The organism is Halioglobus sp. D3-4, assembly GCF_055809315.1.
The window spans coordinates 3,420,646-3,437,164 of the sequence record NZ_CM147907.1 but is presented as its reverse complement, the minus strand read 5'-3'; the positions used below and the strand labels follow the sequence as shown (position 1 = coordinate 3,437,164).

At 56.5% G+C, this 16,519-nt stretch carries 12 protein-coding genes and 1 riboswitch; all 12 genes read right to left on the bottom strand.

The genetic code is table 11. From position 1 onward, the window contains the following. Positions 1-314: 314 nt before the first annotated feature. The 12 genes from rep to AC0L6S_RS14865 all read right to left on the bottom strand — a co-directional run bounded on the left by rep (position 315) and on the right by AC0L6S_RS14865 (position 16,262). The gene (gene rep, locus AC0L6S_RS14920; protein ID WP_473424891.1) at positions 315-2,312 is read right to left on the bottom strand and encodes a DNA helicase Rep; all 1,998 of its coding nucleotides are present in this window, start codon (positions 2,310-2,312) and stop codon (positions 315-317) included. A 4-nt stretch (positions 2,313-2,316) separates the two neighbouring features. Beyond that, the gene (locus AC0L6S_RS14915) at positions 2,317-2,745 is read right to left on the bottom strand and encodes a PaaI family thioesterase (protein ID WP_473424887.1); all 429 of its coding nucleotides are present in this window, start codon (positions 2,743-2,745) and stop codon (positions 2,317-2,319) included. Continuing rightward, positions 2,738-3,019 carry a pyrimidine/purine nucleoside phosphorylase gene (gene ppnP, locus AC0L6S_RS14910; RefSeq protein WP_473424886.1) on the bottom strand — a complete coding sequence of 94 codons (282 nt, stop codon included), beginning with the start codon at positions 3,017-3,019 and terminating at the stop codon, positions 2,738-2,740. The genes AC0L6S_RS14915 and ppnP overlap by 8 nt, the downstream gene beginning before the upstream one ends. Positions 3,020-3,256: 237 nt before the next feature. Further along, positions 3,257-4,627, bottom strand: coding sequence for a DUF1329 domain-containing protein (locus AC0L6S_RS14905; RefSeq protein ID WP_473424883.1), 1,371 nt, complete (start codon positions 4,625-4,627; stop codon positions 3,257-3,259). 117 nt (positions 4,628-4,744) lie between these two features. Further along, positions 4,745-6,001, bottom strand: coding sequence for a cytochrome P450 (locus AC0L6S_RS14900; RefSeq protein WP_473424880.1), 1,257 nt, complete (start codon positions 5,999-6,001; stop codon positions 4,745-4,747). A 206-nt stretch (positions 6,002-6,207) separates the two neighbouring features. Next, positions 6,208-8,019 carry an allophanate hydrolase gene (gene atzF, locus AC0L6S_RS14895; RefSeq protein ID WP_473424877.1) on the bottom strand — a complete coding sequence of 604 codons (1,812 nt, stop codon included), beginning with the start codon at positions 8,017-8,019 and terminating at the stop codon, positions 6,208-6,210. A gap of 3 nt (positions 8,020-8,022) precedes the next feature. Beyond that, the gene (gene uca / locus AC0L6S_RS14890) at positions 8,023-11,652 is read right to left on the bottom strand and encodes an urea carboxylase (protein WP_473424875.1); all 3,630 of its coding nucleotides are present in this window, start codon (positions 11,650-11,652) and stop codon (positions 8,023-8,025) included. Between the two features lie 26 nt (positions 11,653-11,678). Then, entirely contained in the window at positions 11,679-12,317 is a 639-nt protein-coding gene (locus AC0L6S_RS14885) for an urea amidolyase associated protein UAAP2 (protein ID WP_473424871.1), read from the bottom strand. A 33-nt stretch (positions 12,318-12,350) separates the two neighbouring features. Continuing rightward, complete coding sequence (locus AC0L6S_RS14880; RefSeq protein WP_473424869.1) at positions 12,351-13,073, bottom strand: urea amidolyase associated protein UAAP1; 723 nt, start codon at positions 13,071-13,073, stop codon at positions 12,351-12,353. A gap of 251 nt (positions 13,074-13,324) precedes the next feature. Further along, a complete protein-coding gene (locus AC0L6S_RS14875) occupies positions 13,325-14,233 on the bottom strand; it encodes an ABC transporter ATP-binding protein (protein ID WP_473424867.1) in 909 nt (302 codons plus the stop codon). Between the two features lie 4 nt (positions 14,234-14,237). Then, positions 14,238-15,206 (bottom strand): ABC transporter permease, encoded by a 969-nt coding sequence (locus tag AC0L6S_RS14870; RefSeq protein WP_473424864.1) that lies wholly within the window; start codon positions 15,204-15,206, stop codon positions 14,238-14,240. A gap of 63 nt (positions 15,207-15,269) precedes the next feature. After that, positions 15,270-16,262 carry an ABC transporter substrate-binding protein gene (locus AC0L6S_RS14865; protein WP_473424863.1) on the bottom strand — a complete coding sequence of 331 codons (993 nt, stop codon included), beginning with the start codon at positions 16,260-16,262 and terminating at the stop codon, positions 15,270-15,272. Positions 16,263-16,316: 54 nt separating this feature from the next. Continuing rightward, positions 16,317-16,433: riboswitch (guanidine-I (ykkC/yxkD leader) on the bottom strand. Positions 16,434-16,519: the final 86 nt, after the last annotated feature.

The window sequence follows — 16,519 nt, the reverse complement described above, 5'->3', positions numbered from 1 at the left end:
TGGCGATAGTTTAGTCGCGTCAGCTTCGAGACGGCAGGAAAAATAGAAAAATAAATCTGTCCCGATTAAAGCCCATTAAAACCTAGTTTTTTTCTTCCAAGTAGAATGGTATTGCTCCGAGAACTAGCGCAGTGCTGAGGACGAAAGCTGGGAGGTGCATGGGTAGGACTGTGCAAGGCAGGACGCCGAGCTCAAGCCCCCATGGATGGGTTCACGGCGTGTCCTACTCATGCACCTCCCAGCTTGCGGCCGGGTCGAGGCCCCAGAAAGCACCGGCCCACCTATAGGGAAAACAAATCTGTCCCTAATAAAGCCTAGGCAAACAAGCCCTTAAGCCCCGCCAGGGTTTCCTGCCCGCGCTCGATATTGGCTTCCTCGGTGTCCTGCCCGCCGCCCTGCCACTGCAGGTCATCCTGCGGCAGCTCGGCGATGAAACGGCTGGGTTCACACTGGATGGTTTCGCCAAACTGGCGGCGTTTCAGCGCCATGCTCATCGTCAGGGTTTGCTGGGCGCGCGTAATGCCCACATAGGCCAGCCGCCGCTCTTCCTCGATGTTGTCTTCCTCGATGCTCACCCGGTGCGGCAGCAGGTTCTCCTCCATGCCTATGATATAGACGTGTGGGTACTCCAGCCCCTTGGATGCGTGCAGCGTCATCAGTTGCACACTATCCGGGCCCTTTTCCTCCTCGTCCTGTTGTTCCAGCAGATCGCGTAATACCAGGCGGGCGATGGCTTCGTCCAGACCTACCTGTTCACTGGCCATCACGCGCTGTAAACCATCGACCAGAAAGTGGACGTTGCCCATACGCCGCTCCGCGACTTCCTCGCTGGAGCTGAGTTGGCCCAGCCAGCCTTCGTAGTCGATATCCCTGATCATCTGGCGCACGCCGGCCACGCTGTTATCGCCTTCGCAACTGCGCCGCACACCATCCATCCAGCGGCGAAATTCCTGCAGGCGTTTCAGTCCTCCTTCCGACACCTGCTCGACGCTGATGCGGTTGCAGGCCTGGTTCAGGCTGCAGCGGTTGGCGAGTGCGAAATTGCCCAGCGCCTCCAGTGTCGAGGTGCCCAGTTTGCGGCGCGGTACGTTGGCGATTCGCAGGAAGGCGTTGTCATCGTTCTCGTTTATCACCAGACGCAGGTAGGCCATGATGTCTTTTACTTCATTGCGCGCGAAGAACGAGGTGCCACCGCTCAGGTGATAGGGGACCTGCTGTTGCTGCAATGCCAGTTCGATCAGGCGAGACTGATGGTTGCCCCGGTACAGGATGGCATAGTCGCCAAACCGGGTGCGCTTGCGCAATTTGTGGTCGAGGATTTCTGCCACAACCTGGTCGGCTTCATGTTGCTCGTCGCTACAGCGCAGAATACGAAGTGCATCACCGTAGCCCAGCTCGCTCCACAGCTGCTTCTCGAAGACGTGCGGGTTGTTTGCGATCAGGGTGTTTGCCGCCTTGAGGATACGCGCAGTGGAACGGTAGTTCTGTTCCAGCTTGACGATGTTCAGTGCTGGAAAGTCCTCCTGTAACTGTGCCAGATTCTCGGGCCGGGCGCCACGCCAGGCATAGATGGACTGGTCGTCATCGCCGACGACGGTCAGGCCGCCGCGCATCCCTATCAGCTGTTTGACCAGCAGGTATTGGCTGGAGTTGGTATCCTGATATTCGTCGACCAGAAGATAGTGAATCTGGTTCTGCCATTTTTCCAGTATCGCCGGGTGATGCTCGAACAAAATAGTGGGCAACAGGATCAGGTCATCGAAATCCAGTGCGTTGTAGGCTTTTAGTGCGCGCTTGTAGCGTACGTAGGCCTGTGCACAGAGGATATCTGCCGGGCCTTTTGCTGTGGCGAGGGCCTGCTCGGGTAGTATGCGATCATTCTTCCAACTGGAGATGCGCTGGGCAATCGTATTGGCCATATCCCCGTCGGCGCCGTGTTGCTGTATCAGCAGGTCGCGGATAAGCGTTCGCGTGTCCTCGCCATCAAAGATGGAAAACCCTGATTTCATTTCCAGCGCTTTGCGCTCAGTTCGAATGATCTTCAGTCCCAACTGATGGAAGGTGCTGACGGTAAGTCCTTCGGCCGAATCGCCGCGTAACAATGCGCCTACCCTCTCCTTCATTTCACGCGCGGCCTTGTTGGTGAAGGTGACGGCGGCGACGTGGCTGGCATTGATACCGCAGGTATTCACCAGATAGGCAATTTTCTGGGTGATCACACTGGTTTTGCCGCTGCCAGCACCGGCCAGCACCAGCAGCGGGCCGTCGATGTAGCGAACCGCCTCGCGCTGGCGTGGATTGAGATTTGTCATGCGTTCAGTTCGCTCGCACGAGTTTTGCGACAGAGCTTGCTGTCGCGGTTAGAAGGCCGTCTGAATTGTAGCAATGGCCTTCCAGAAACGCTGTTTTATAGCTGCTTTTGACGACCTTGCCCACGAGTCGCTGATAGCCCGCGCGGGTGGGTTCCAGATAACTGGTCTTGATTTCCAGCGAGGAGACATTCGCGATATTGTCGAGCGTTGCAAATACCGCATGGCTCATCGCCGCATCCAGCATGGCGGTAACGAAACCACCCTGCACCACATCAACCGAATGGCAGAAGTCGGTACTGACATCAAATTCAAAGGTGCAGGAGGGGACCTCGGGCTCGATGGCAATAATTTTGCCGCCGAGCATTTTAATAAACCCGGGTGCAAACGCATTGAGTTGCTTAACCCGCTCCCGGATATTTGCCGGATTATTCATAGGTACACAGGTAAGCGGTTTCCTCGGAGACTTTAAGCTGAAATTTCTCATTGGCGGCGACAATGAAACGCTCGCCCGCTGTGTAGGTCTGCCACTCACTGCTGTCAGGCAGCTTGACCGTGAGTGCGCCGCTGACAACAGTGATGGTCTCCAATTGGCTAGTGCCGAACTCGTACTCACCCACCGCCATCACACCGACAGTTGCGGGAAGGGTGGCGGTCTGGAAAGCGATTGAGGCGACATTGCCATCAAAGTACTGGTTGATCTTGAACATTTGGGTTCCTCAGTGAGTGTACAAAAAAGGGGGGAGTGATTTTCGCGTTTTTTGCTGGGAAAGTAACCTGAAATTTACGATAAAAGCCACCGGGCCTGTCTAGAATAGTGTTCGTTATGGCCGTGGGGAATTCGCACACTCCATGCTGGCATTATCACTACTCCGGGCGAAAAAAAAGGCTGACGCAATGTCAGCCTTTCTGTTTTACCTCGATAGTGAGGCGGTGATTTACAGCTGCTAGCGAACGCCGCCGCGCTTCATGCCTTCTGACGTGAAGTACTTGTCGTTCTTATCCACACCGTTCTGGAACTTCCCGGGCAGCGGTTTGCCGCTCAGGTTGTAAATGTCCTGCAGCAGATCATAAGAGCCGTACATTGAGCCAAAGCTGGACTCGCGATCGTACAGGTTGGCACCGTAGCTGTACTGTACTCTCCAGAGTTCTCCTCGGCCGTCATACATTTCGCCCGAAACTGCGCCCCAGCTATCCTCGTCGATATAAAAGGTGCGCCTGCTGTAGAGGTGGCGTTTGCCTTCTTTCAGGTTTGAATCGACAACCCATACGCGGTGTTTCTCCCAGCGAATTTTATCCGGGTTGAGAAACTTCTCGCCCAGCAGGTCTTCGATCTTGCCCTGGAAAATCATATCGTAGTTGGATGCAGGGACAATCATTTCTTTCTTGCCGACCAGCGTCCAGTCGTAGCGCTCGGGGGAACCGTTATAGATGAACGCGTCATCGTAGGTGGACGTTCCTGCTACACCGGGGTTGGGGGTGTCGAAGGAAACAGCGGGTGCCAGGCGAACCCGGCGCTGGCCCACCAGGTATTGCCAGGCTTTCCGCCCTTTGCCTTCGGTGTAGTCCGCTCCAGGCTCGTGCACCAACAGGATCTCACCGGCACGTCGCGCAGGCGCTTCGTAGTTGATACGCAGCAGGGTAAACGGCGTTTCTTCAACCGGCTTATCGCGGTTCTCTTCACGATACATCGGGAATACCGATACAGAGGAGCTTGTGGTTGACAGCACAGGATTGCCGTTGGAGCCGACATAATACACATCCGATTCCAGTGTTATGTCTTCGGCGTAGCGAATCATGTGGTTCCACATTACTTCCAGGCCGGACTGCGGTATCGGGAAGGGGACACCGGGCAAGTTGTTATCAATTTTCTGGCCGTCGGCAACCAGCGAGGCTCCCGTGGCATTTTTCAGGGTGTTGGCGTAGTACCAGTCCGGTCGAATCGTGCCGCGATGCGTCGGGTAGACATGAATCTTGAAACCGTCTTTGCCAAATTTCGTGAACAGGGCCTGTGTGCCCGGCGTCAGGAATTCAGCGTACTCCTGCCAGTTGCTGTCATCGATGGTGTACAGCGGTTTTTCGTCGGCATAGGGGTTTACGTAGTTGTCGGAGCCCGCGACAAACTCCTCGGGTGCCGGAGTGCCTTCAGGGTTCCAAGGTGGAATGCTGCCATCGGCGTTTCCCGCCATTTCTGCGCCCACCGGGGTCAGGTCCTTGCCAAGCCTGGCCGCCTGATCAGGTGTCACTGCCGCCAGCGCGGTGCTGGTAGCAATTGAGGACAGGCAGAGTACTGCCAGCGTTGATTTCATCGTCATCATTTGAGCTCCAATTTATCTGTTATAGAGGGCTAGGCGAAAGAGTAGTTCAGTCGGCGACAAATATCTACCGCTCTTTTCCCGCTATGGTATTTATGCGGAGCAGGGGTTGCGCATCGCTCAACTTGCCGCTGCGGCAGGGGTCTCAGGGTCAAATGTAATACGCAACTCCTTCACAGCATTGACGAAGAAGGATCTGACGAAGCGCGGCTCACCCTGCAGGCGCGGGTTGCGCAGGCGCGGAATCAGTTCCTCAAACATAATATTCAGTTCCAGCCGGGCGAGGTGGGAGCCGATGCAGAAGTGCTGGCCTATCCCGAACGAGCGCAACTGGTTGTAAAGGTCCGGCATGCGTTCGGCGCGCCTGACGTCAAACGCCATTGCGTCTTCGCCAAACGTAAGCTCGTCGTGGTTGGCAGCGTGGTAGTGCAATAACACTTTGTCGCCTTTCTTGATCTGCTGTCCGCCCAGTTCTGTGTCTTCCATGGCTGTGCGACGCATCGCGATAAACGCAGTGTTGTAGCGCAGAATCTCCTCACATGCATTGCCGATTTTATCCGGGTTGTCCACCAGGTACTGCAGTTGCTCGGGGTGCTCCATCAGCAGCCGCATGCCCTGTGCGATAACCGTACGCGTGGATTCGTTGCCGCCCACCAGTATCAGGATGAACATCCAGCCAAATACATCTTCCGAGAGGGGTTCTCCCTCCAGTTCCCCGTCGAGCAACGCTCCGGTGATATTGTCCATCGGCGTCTTGCGGTGCTGCGCCGCAAGGTTCAGCGCGTACTGGACAACTTCCAGCGATGCCAGTTGCCCCTCGCCCTCAGAAATCGCCATGTCGGGGTCGTCGGCAAAAATCATGGTATTGGTCCAATCGAAAAACTGCTTGCGGTCTTCGAGCGGTACACCCAGCAGTTCCAGAATCGCTATCAGCGGCAGTTCCGCCGCCACTTCCTCTACGAACTCGCACTCGCCCCTTGCGGCAACCGCATCAATGATACGCCTGGCGTGTTCGCGAAACTTCGGTGCATAGGATTCAACATGCTTGGGCGTAAACGCATTGCGCACGATACGGCGCGCTTTCTGGTGCAGCGGTGGATCCATGTTGATGATGGTGTGGCAGTGGATACCGTCGACCATGTCCTGCGGAAATTCCATCGGGAAGGCAGTCCGCGCCCTGGAGGAGAACAACTTGGGGTTCTTGGACACATAGTCCATTTCAGCGACGCGTGTCACCGCCCAGTAGGGCACACCCGTGATAGGGTCTTCAATTTTTACCACCGGGCCAGCATCGCGAATTTCTTTGAGTTTGTCGTAAGGCATGCCGCCTTCATAAGTGTCCGGGTCGAGCAGGTTGGTGAAAGGGCACTGGCTCATGGGTGTCTCCGAGGGCTGAATTGAGGTCGCGTGTTGCGTATCGCAAACTAGTAACTATTAGGGCGTAGACGATTGTGGCATACGCAGCCTGCCGGTAAAAGCACGGCAGTGTACAAACAATAAGCAGGTTTAATCGTGTGGACCACCCCGCCGGCTCGTGGGGAACGAGGGAAAAGCGGGGAATAGAGGCCAGGTGAGCAGCCGCTCTATTGTGAAGCCAGCCAGCTGCGCCAGCCGCCGAAGCTGCTGATATCCCTGGCACCGGCCAGTCCGAAGCCATCGCAAATAAAGCCGCTTCGCCAGGAGCCATCGGCCAGTTCCACTTTTCCGATACCCAGCGGTGCCGGGATGCCGGCGACGAAGCTGCCGAAGTTGCTGTGCGGCATAGACCACACCTCAACTTCGATCGCAGTGCCATCAGCGTGATTTCTCACCATCGCCGGTCGCTTGCCATCGGGCAGTGCATAAAGTTTATAGTGTGGTGAACTGCTGGTCTTCGACAGCAACTTCGCGCCGCGTTCAGTGAGTTGCCAGTTCAGCGGTTGGCCCTGCAGGTGAGCGCCGCAGACGACTACATCGATGTGTCTTTCTACTGCAGGGGTTGCGCCGCCGATTGCCGGCTGTGGCAGATGGCCGGTTGCGCCCAGCGGCAACTGGCAGTCGTGGTGTAACAGGCCGGCAAAGCCCAGCAGGCGGATGTCCTCGAAAGCGCCCGAAAACAGGGTTACCCCCCACGGGATGCCTTTATCGGTGAAGCCAACGGGTACGGCAGTGGCACTGTAATCAAGCAAGTTGACGAAGTTGGTGTAGGTGCCGAGCACGGAGTTGTTGACTATGGGTTGCTCTGCCATCTCCGCGCGCGTGTAGAAACGCGGGCAGGTTGGCGTGACGACAAAGTCGAGTTCCTCCAGCAGCGCATCGCAGTGACGTTTCAGTGCTGCCAACCGGTACTGTGCGGCAAAGGCATCTGCGGCGGTCTTGCCCTCGGCGCCAGCGATAATCTCATTGATGACAGGTAGCATGGACGCGCGATCCACGTCCTGTGTCGCCAGCGCGCGTTCGCTTACCCACGGCCCTTCATACAGTAACCGCGCCGTTTCCAGAAAGGGTTCGAAGTCCATGGAGACAACTTCGCCACCGCGTGCCTTCAGTCGTTCCACACTCTCTTCAAATAGCGCCTGTGTGCCGGCGTCATTCTGAAAATCCGGTTCAGCCGGCACGCCGAAGCGGAAATTTCCGGCCTCAGTCGTATCGAAGTAGCGCTGCCTGTTGTAAAAGGTATTGGGTCTGGCGTAGGGATCCTCGGCATCGTAACGGGCCGCAATATCCATCAACAGTGCGGCGTCATCACAGCTCAGTGCAAATATGCTGACGCAGTCCAGAGTCCGGCAGGCAGGCACCACGCCGCGCGTACTCAACAGACCTTTGGTCGGCTTGTGCCCTATCAGGTTATTCAGTACTGCGGGTACGCGACCGGAACCTGCGGTGTCGGTGCCCAGTGCAAAACTCACCTGCCCCAGTGCGGTGGCGATCGCCGACCCGGCACTGCTGCCACCGGAGATGTAGTCGGTATTGAAGCTGTTCTTCCCCTCCCCATAGGGTGAACGCGTGCCCACCAGACCGGTGGCAAACTGATCGAGGTTGGTTTTTCCCAACGGTACCGCACCGGCGGCAATCAGTGTGCTGACCACCGCGGCACTTTCGGTCGGTGTATAGACGAAGTCGGGGCAGGCGGCAGTCGTCGGGATACCGGCGAGATCAATGTTGTCCTTGATCGCAAACGGCACGCCGAACAGTGGTAGATTCTGCGAGCCCTGTGCTTCCAGTGCCGACAGATAGGGCTCAAGTTCGGTGTCGTCCAGCAGGTGAATCCAGGCATTGTATTCGCACTGGCGACGCGCTTGCGCGGATAATTGTCCAATCAATTCCCGCGGTGTAAACTCGCCACGGGCATAGGCGGCCTGCAATACCTGCAGGCTGAGGTTGTGAACTTTGCTCGGGTTTGTCGCGGTATTCATTGTTTAAGCTTCTCCTTTGTCCGGGCTTTCATCTGACGCCTCCTTTAGCCACAACAAGGATTGCCCCGCTGTGACGGGCTGACCCTGTTGCCTGATAATTTTTTCCACGATGCCGGCCTGTGTCGCGTGGATCTCAATCTCCATTTTCATGGACTCCAGTATCATCACCGTATCGCCAACGGATACGCGCTCGCCTTTTTCTACCAAGAGTTTCCAGACGCTGCCCGATACCGGGCTGTCCACTGTGGCGATGCCCTCGGGCAGCACTTCTTCGGCCGTTTCCCCAGCGGCGTTTTCGTCCTGTTCATAGGTCAGCTGCCCGTCGCGTTTCCATTGCTCGAGCTCTGCGGCGAACGCGGTTTGTCGCCCGTTAGTGAAGCCTGTGATCTCGCCGTTGTTGTACTCCAAAAACTGTTGGTATTCAGCGAGGTTGAACTGCGTTTCTTCGATTTTTACGGAGTAGTTTCCCAGCGGGAAATCACGCCGGATTTGTTGTAACTCTTGCGCATCAACCGGATAGAAACGTATCTGGTCGAAGAAGCGCAGCAACCAGGGCTGGGTGAAGGCGTCTGTCTGTCTATATCGATTCCACATCTGTAGGGTTCGCCCGACAAACTGGTAGCCGCCCGGCCCCTCCATGCCATAGACGCACATATAGGCGCCGCCGATACCCACTGAATTTTCTGCCGTCCAGGTACGGGCCGGGTTGTATTTGGTGGTGACCAGTCGATGCCTCGGGTCCAGTGGCGTCGCAACGGGTGCGCCGAGGTACACATCGCCCAGCCCCATCACCAGGTAAGATGCGGAAAAGACAATCTCTTTCACGGCATCCAGGTTGTCGAGGCCGTTGATACGGCGTATGAACTCGATGTTGTCCGGGCACCAGGGGGCATCGGGGCGAACCGACTGCATATACTTCTCAATTGCCAGCCGACAGGCTTCGTCATCCCAGCTCAGCGGCAGGTGCACCACGCGCGAAGGGACCGAGATGTTTTCGGCGTGAACCAGGGCCAGTGCGGCGCGATCAATGTGTTGTAACAGTTCATCCAGTGAGAGCTGCTGTGAATCGTAATGAACTTGCAGAGAGCGAATACCCGGTGTCAGCTCACAGATGCCGGGCAGGGGGTTTTCTTCAAACCACAGCATCAGTGCATGCACTTTGAAACGTCGTTCGATATCCAGCTCCTGCGGACCCAGTTCGATCAGTAAAAAGTGATCGCCTGCTAGTCTGCAAACTACGTTGTCGCCTGAGACAGTGGTGCTGTGGACAACGGGTGATATCGGTGCGCAGGATTCACTGACAGTGGCAGTGGTCGCTGTCAGTTGCTCGATGTCGGCCAGCTGCTCTGCCTCCAACGCGACCGCCTGTGCGTAACTCACCGGCTCAAAGCGCAGGGTTGCTCCGGCTTTTAACTGACCGAGCTTCCACAGGTCGGCAGAGATGACCGTGGCCGGACATACGAAGCCGCCCAGTGAAGGGCCATCGGGTCCCAGAATAACCGGCATATCGCCGGTAAAATCGACCGTGCCGAAAGCGTAGGCATTGTCGTGGATATTCGAAGGGTGCAAGCCCGCTTCGCCACCAGTCTCTCTGGCCCACACAGGTTTGGGGCCTTTCAGGCGGACACCGGTGCGACTTGAGTTGTAGTGTACTTCCCAGTCCGTATCAAAGAACGTGCTGATATCGTCATCGGTGAAAAAGTCGGGTGCGCCATGAGGTCCGTAGATGACGCGCAATGTCCAGGTCTCACCGATCTCAGGCTGCAGTTGTCGTGGCACTGTTGGCGGGGGTGCCGGGGATGGTTGCACGCCATCTGCCATATGCAGGACATCGGCCACGCGCAGCGCGCGCCCGACATGTCCGCCAAACTGTCCCAGCGTAAATGTGGACTTTGAGCCGAGGTAATCGGGACACTGAAAGCCGCCGGCTACTGCGAGATAGGCGCGTGCGCCGCTGCCGCTGACCTGGCCGAGCTTCAGCACTTGACCGGCACTCACAGTGATTGGCGCGTACATAGGCAGCGATTCCCCGTCCAGACTGGCCTCTATTGTGGCGCCTGTCAGCGCAATATGTGTGTCGCGATTAAACTGCAGCACCGGACCGTTCAGGGTGATCTCCAGCGCTGCAGCCTCCGCGCTGTTTTCCAGCAGGCGATTGGCGAGTCGAAAAGACAGTGAGTCCATCGGGCCGGAAGGCGGTACGCCGATATGCCAGTAGCCGCGCCGTCCCGGATAGTCCTGTAAGGTGGTCTGTGTGCCTGCTACCAGTACTTGCACCGTGTTCGAGGAGAACTTAAATTCGGCCAGCGTGCGTGTTAGCAATTCGCCGCGTTGGCAGGCGTTGCCGTGCAGCACTGCCTGAAGGTAGGCCAGATTTGTTTCAATGCCATAAATTTCGCTACCCGACAGCGCCTCGGACAGCTGTGCCAGCGCCGCCGCACGGTCGCCGCTGTGCACAATCACCTTGGCCAGCATCGGGTCGAACAGTGCGGGCACCTCTATCCCCGATTCAATCCAGTGATCGATACGCAGCCCCTCGGTCTCAGGCCAGTGGACATGTGACAGCAACCCTGCCGAGGGCCGAAAATCCAGCGCGGGGTCTTCTGCGTAGACGCGAACCTGAATGGCATGGCCGCGCGGTGACAGTGTCGATTTAAGTGTGTCCAGGTCCGCCAGCTCACCCGCGGCCTGTTGCAGCATCCAGTCGACCAGATCGACGCCCCACACCTCCTCGCTGACACCGTGTTCAACCTGCAGCCGGGTATTCACTTCCAGAAAATAGAACTGCTGGCTGTCGGCGTCGTAGATGAACTCGACCGTACCGGCATTGCGATAATTGACTGAGGACATCAGGCGCTCAGCGGTGGTGTGCAGATCCCGCCTTGCGCCATCGGGCAAATTGGGCGCCGGTGTTTCCTCTATCACTTTCTGGTTGCGGCGCTGGGCGGAGCAGTCGCGTTCACCGAGCGCCAGCGCTTTGCCCTGGCCATCGCCAAAAATCTGAACTTCAATATGGCGGGCGTTGGCGATGAATTTCTCCAGGAAGACACCGTCATTGGCGAAGTAGTTGGCGCTCAAACGTTTTACGCTGTCCCACGCCGAGCGCAGTACGTGTTCGTCAGCGCATACCTGCATGCCGATACCACCGCCTCCGGCTGTGCTCTTCAGCATGACCGGGTAGCCGACATCGCTGGCCCAGGCGACGGCGTCATCGAGTGTCGTAAGCAGCGGCGAACCGGGCACCAGCGGTACGCCTGCGCGTTCGGCCGCCTCGCGCGCCAGATGTTTCAGGCCGAACAGCTCCATCTGCTGTGTTGTGGGGCCGATAAACACCAGCCCCTGTGCCTCGCAGCGGCTGACAAACTCGGTGTTCTCACTGAGGAAGCCATAGCCCGGGTGAATCGCCTGGGCACCGCTGTCGCGAGCGGCCTGCAACACCTTGTCGATATCCAGGTAGGTGTCCGCCGCAGAGCCGACACCGAGACTGATCGCGTGGTCTGCACGCTGTACATGCAGCGACTGCGCGTCGGCCTCGTTGTAAATCGCAACGGACTCTACTCCCAGTCGCTGCAGGGTGCGGATGATGCGAGTGGCGATGGCGCCGCGATTCGCAATGAGTACTTTGTTAAACATAAAATTCGAATCCTGTGCGTTCGCGATCAGTTCCAGATCAGTATTTCAATCGGAGTGGGATTGTAGGCGTTGCACGGGTTGTTCAGCTGCGGACAGTTGGATATCAGCACGATGACATCCATGCGCGCAGTCAGCTCCACATACTTTCCGGCGTCGCTGATGCCGTCTGCGAAGGTCAAGCCGCCCTCTGGTGTGACCGGTACATTCATGAAGAAATTGATGTTGTGCGTGATGTCGCGTTTACTCATTCCGAACTCATCATGCTCGGTCACCGCGAGTAACCACGAGTCACGGCAGGCATGCATACAGCGCTTTTCCAGCGCATAGCGCACGGTGTTTGACTCCGTTGCGCAGGCACCACCGAGGGTGTCGTGACGCCCGCAGGTGTCGGCAACAATTTCCAGCATGGGGTTGCTCTCGTTGCTGTACAGTACGCTGCCGGCCGTCAGGTAGATATTGCCCTGTTCGCGAATGGTATCGATGGCACTATAGCGCTCACTGGTGTCGTCGGCGCTGTAGAACAGGGTGTCTGCCGCCTGGTTGCCTTCCAGGTCCAGTATGCGAATTGTCTGTCCCTCTTTCATCGGGCGCAGGTAGTAGTCCCCTGCAAGCACGACTTCGCGATACACCGCTTGTTCAGCTTGCAATACACTCTCTTTAATCATTGTGTGTCTCCGCAGTCAGTTGCTGGCTGTCGCTCACGAGCGGCCCATTGTGTACAGGTCGGTATTCTGGAACCCGCGCTGGTTCTCGGCGCAGTGGTTTTTACACGGGTCGTCGTCTGTGAGCTGTTCACTTGTCCGAATCTGGAAGCTAACGGGTTTCTTCGGGTATTCGCGCGCAGGGTTCAGCGGATGCGGGCAGGTATGCAGCACTACCAGGGTATCCATTTCGAAGCGCAGATCGATATAACTGCCCGCTTTGGCACCTTCGTCGCTGAACGTCAGGTTACCGTGTTCATCCACAAGGACCTTGCTGAACAGGTTGAGGTTGGCCGCAAGGTCTTTCTTGCCCAGACCGTATTTCGCCACCTCCACCAGAAAGGAGTCGTAGCCGTTCAGTTGCCAGTCGTTCCGGTACTGATGGTAGTTCCGCTCCCCCCACTTCTGTATCACGATGTTTTTTGTCGTATTGCCACACACGGTGTCGTGCCAGCCGGCCGTATCCTCGACAATGGAGCAAAATACCCGCCCCATATCGGAGTACAGGCAGTTGCCGCGCGTCAGTTTGAACGTGTGCTGGCATTTCAATGTATCCGGTGCGTTGTAGCGCTCCAGCAGGTTTTCGGGGTTGTAGAACAACATGCCGACGTTGGCTCCACCCTCCTTGTCGGTCAGCCGCAGGGTTAAGCCCTTTTTGATCACTATTGACCAGTGGCTGCCGCCGGGTATTGTGTCTTGATAGTGAATCGTATCTTTCATAGTGTGTCTCCACTGCCATGTTGGATGGATTGCCACTGCGCACACTGCATGCCGCTACAGCTTTTTTGCACGCGCCCGAACGCGCAGCGCGCTGCCCGCTGATACGACAGTGACAAGGGGTTTAAATAGGTAAGATTGGTTTTAAAATTTTCAGGAAGGTAGAACCACAGCATCACTATGCACCGCGGGCCGTCCCGATTGAACTACACCTGCCAGGGCGTCCTGGAGGGTTTTGAAGATTGGAGAATGCATTATTCCATAACCTCTACATCATCGCCAACATGTGCCATACGAATCATGTGCAGGCCGTCGGCGTCATCCTCTTCTCCGGGGGGATGAATCAGTTCTTCCAGCCGTTTTTTCGTGGCCAGAAACTCCGGTGATATGAGCTGGTCGGTGTGTCTTGGTCGGGGGACGGAGACTTCGATGAGTTCCTCTACCTCGCCCGGGTTGGCTTTGAGCACGAGAATACGGTCTGCCAGGTAAATGGCCTCATCCAGATCGTGGGTGATGAACAGGACCGTGATATCTATGTTGCGCCAGATCTCGATAAGGTTTGCCTGCATTTTACTGCGCGTCTGTGCATCGAGGGCACCAAACGGCTCGTCCATCAGCAGTATGCGGGGTTTGTTAGCCAGCGCTCTGGCGATGGCAACGCGCTGTTTCATGCCGCCAGACAGTTGATGGGGATAAGATTCGGCGAACCTGTCCAGGCCCACCAGTTCTATCCAGTTCAGTGCCTCACTTTCAGCAGTGGCTTTGGTGGCGCCCTGCATTTCAAGCCCAAACATCACATTCTCTTTAACGTTTAGCCAGGGGAATAGCGTGTATCCCTGAAAGACCATGCCGCGATCCGGGCCGGGCTCAAACACCGGCTTGTTGTCCAGCAGAACCTCGCCGCTACTCGGCGACTCCAGACCAGCGAGGATTCGGATCAGGGTCGATTTGCCACAGCCCGAGGGGCCGATCACACAGACGAATTCACGCCTGTGCGTTTTAAAGTTGATATCTTTCAGCGCTGTCACCAGCCCCTGCTGAGAGTTGAACTGCTTGCCGAGGTTTTTGACCTCGAGAATCACTTCGCGCTGTTTGAGCTTGTCAAAACGGGCTTTGACGGCCTCGCTCTGCTCCAGATAACTGGGTAGTTCAATCTTGGTCATTGGCTCAGGCCTTTACCTGTTCTTTTTCCCACGGGAATAAACGCTTACCCAGTTTGGCCAGCAAAATATCTGTTACCACACCGATAATGCCGATCATGATGATGGCGGCGTAAACGTTGTCGAAGTTTTTGTAGCGTGCTTGCTGCGTGATAAACCAGGTGATACCCGAACTGGTGCCGATCAACTCGGCGACGATCAGGTAGGTCCAGGCCCAACCCAGCAGGATTCTCTGGTCGCGATAAAGGTCTGGCAGTATTCCCGGTATCACTACCCGGAACAGTAGCTGAAATTTTTTCGCGCCCAGCGTCAACGCCGCTTCCAGTAGCGCGACGTCGAGTTTGCGTGTTGTGTTAGCGATGATCAGCACCTGCTGGAAGAACGTGCCGATGAAAATGATCGCTATTTTGGGGCCGTCGTGTATGCCCAGTATCGCCACAGCCAGTGCGCCGAACGCAGGCGCGGGCAGATAGCGAAAAAATTCAATGAACGGTTCCTGCAGTCTGGAGATAGCGACATAGGTGCCGCACAGTACGCCGATGGGGACCCCAATCAGTGATGACAGCGTAAACCCCCAGAAGATTATCTGTATGCTGTGCCACAAACTCTCGTGCAGCCACTGTTCGCTGCTGCGGGTCGGCTCGGTGGTGAATGCCGTATAAAATGCTCTCGCCACCTCGTGCGGCGCCGGCAGGTAGATGGGGTTAGCCCCGATGCCCTCTGGCAATGCCGCCTGCTGCTCAAACGCCAACTGCTTCTGCTCGGCGAATACGGACTTTTCCACCAGCATGCCCGGTTTCAGCCAGGTGATGGAGCCGGGCTCCACAATTTCAACTTTGGGATGCCACAGGAATGGCACATAGCTGACCAGTGACCACAGCAGTATTGGTAAGAAAAATGACAATAAGGTAAGTGTTGTGACCTGCTTTTTTGTCAGCGCCTGACGCACAGCAAACCACGGTGTTGATTGTGACATGTTTAGACCCTTATCCAGTATCAGTCTGTATGCCCCGCTCGCGCGGGGCTGCAGTGGGGTGGCTTACATACCCAGAATGATGGAGGGGTCGATATAGGAGTCGATGGCCTGCGGGTCTGTGTAGACTTCATACTTCACATTGAAGTCATCGGACATTTTGGAGGAACCATAGATCGAATCCATGCCTTCTCCGGCCTGCATGACGGCCTGTGCTTCTTCCAGGCTGAGGATCTTGGTGCCATCCAGAATAGCTTTGTACTGATCGGCGGGAACGCCAACACGGGCAGCCATGATAGACAGCGCATCAGCTTGCGTCTCTTCACCGTAGATGTAATCCACCGCTTTGTACCAGACCTCGGCGACTTTCTCCCAGTCTGCCTTGCGTGTGGCCAGCGATGCAGGGCTGACGGCCAGCACATCATAGATCAGGCCGGGTGCATCCTTGGACGAGTATACAGCGGTCGATCCTGGCACTTGAGTCAGGGCCTGGCCCGAGCTCGGTTGCCAGGCGACGATGGCATCGACATCACCCGAGGCCAGTACTTGTGGTGTTTCATTAGTCGGTACGTTGACGAGGGTTACATCGCTTTCAGATAAGCCAGCCGATTCCAGCGCATTCAATAGCAGCAGGTGGCCGACAAAACCCACCTCTACACCGATAGTTTTGCCCTTCAGGTCCGCTACGGATGAGATACCGGGGCTAGCCACGATCATGTCATTGCCGTTACTGAAATCGTTGATCAGTATCATCACGCTCTGGGCGCCGGTAGAGCCGGTTACCAGTGCGTCACCATTGGTCATTGTCACTGCGTCCAGTTTGCCGGCGGCGAAGGCGTCCATTGAAGCGACGTAGTCAAACCACTCGAATTCGACGTCGACACCGGCTTCGGCAAACCACTCTTTTTCGATGGCGACTTCCCATGCGACCCAGCCAGGCCAGTCGCTGTAACCTATTTTTAGCGGCTCTGCCGCCTGTGCTGAAAGACTGCATGTGGTGATTGCCAAAGCTGCGGCAAACGGTTTGACTAAATTTTTGAGCGTTGTGGCGATTTTCATAAACTCCTCCAAAGAGTTGCACAGTAGCTGGGCGCGAGAGATCCCGCTTATGCGTTCTCCCGGGCTTTTATCCCTCCGTGTAACCCCCTTGTCAGAGGAGGTCGATAACTCTCGGACCAGTCATCGCGGCAGCGACATGCCACTGCGATCGGAACCCTAGATATCTATTGGGCTTGCGTACTTGCCCCTGTCACTTCGACAGGGATCTCTGGCGCTACGAAACTTGTAACGCAAACATTATGCCAACAGCGCTACAA